Consider the following 1,354-nt stretch of genomic DNA (forward strand, 5'->3'; position numbering starts at 1 on the left):
CGATGCCGTCGGGGTTCTCGCGGAAGAAGTCGAAGTTGAAGCAGAAGTCGAAGACGCGAAAATCCTGCTTGTCATCGTCCGGCCCGAACAGCTCCGGGCACAGCCGCGTGCCGCGGCCGATCATCTGCCAGAACTTGACCTTCGAGTAGACCGGCTTGAAGAAGACCAGGTTCGCCACCTCGGGGATGTCGATGCCGGTGTCCAGCATGTCCACCGAGATCGCGAGGTGCGGCGCCTTGTCCTTCTGCGAGAAGTCGTCGAGCAGGCTCTGCGGGTACTTGGCGTAGTGGTCGATGATGCGCGCGAAGTGCCCCGCGTGCCGCGGGTAGTGGTGGTTGAACCGGTCCTCGATGAACGTCGCGTGCTCGTGATTGCGGGCGAAGAGGATCGTCTTGGCGAGCCGGTCGCCGCCCTCCACCTTGTGGCCGTGCTCCATGAGGTGCTGGAGCACCTTGTCGACGGTGTCCTTGTTGAAGAGCCAGTTGTTGATGGCGGAGGCATTGACCCGGTCCGGGAGCGCGTCCGGCTCCACGTCGTCGCCCCAGTCGAGGCCCTCCCACTGCTCCTTCTCCTCCTCGCTGAGCGAATCGTAGTCGATGCCCTCGCGCGGAAACTTCAGGTCCACCTGCTCGACGCGCGGCGGCACCAGAAAGCCGTCCGCCACCGCGGTCTCCAGCTCGTACGCGTCGGTCGGCACGCCCGGCTCCAGGTCGAAGAGCCCGTAGGTGTTCCAGTCGACCTCCTCCCGGGGCGTGGCGGTCAGGCCGACGAGCAGCGAGTCGAAGTAGCGGAAGATCGCGCCGTACTTCTGGTAGACCGAGCGGGGCGCCTCGTCGATGATCACGAGGTCGAAGTGCCCGACGCCGAAGCGCGCCTCGTTGCCCTGGGTCTCGTCGATCAGCCCCATCATCGTCGGATAGGTGGAGACGTAGACCCGGCCCGCCCCGTCCTTCTCGGTCACCAGGTTCACCGGGCTGGACTCGGGCAGGTGCGCCCTGAACGCGGCCACGGCCTGATTGACCAGCGCGATGCGGTCGGCCAGAAACAGCGCCCGCTTGACCCAGCCCGCGCGCTGTAGCAGGTCCACGAGCGCGATGGCGATGCGCGTCTTCCCGGTGCCGGTGGCCATCGCGAGGAGCGCCTTGCGGCGGGACTGCGTGAAGTGCTCGCTGATGCTGCCGATGGCGCGCTTCTGGTAGTACCGCTCGACGATCGTGTCACTCACCCGGGCCACGTCCAGCTTCGCCCGCTGGCTCCGGCGCACGATGAGAGAGGCGAGCTCATCCTTCTTGTAGAACCCGGCGACCGTGCGCGGCGGGTAGGCCTTATCGTCCCACAGACGGGTCTCGTAGCC

1 protein-coding gene is annotated in these 1,354 nt (G+C 66.3%); it reads right to left on the bottom strand.

Annotated features, from left to right (window positions below):
* On the bottom strand, positions 1 to 1,354 hold a 1,354-nt coding region (locus ABFS34_16865), incomplete at both ends, for a DEAD/DEAH box helicase family protein (protein MEN8377098.1).

It is taken from the genome of Gemmatimonadota bacterium (assembly GCA_039715185.1).
Classification (GTDB): Bacteria; Gemmatimonadota; Gemmatimonadetes; order Longimicrobiales; family RSA9; genus DATHRK01.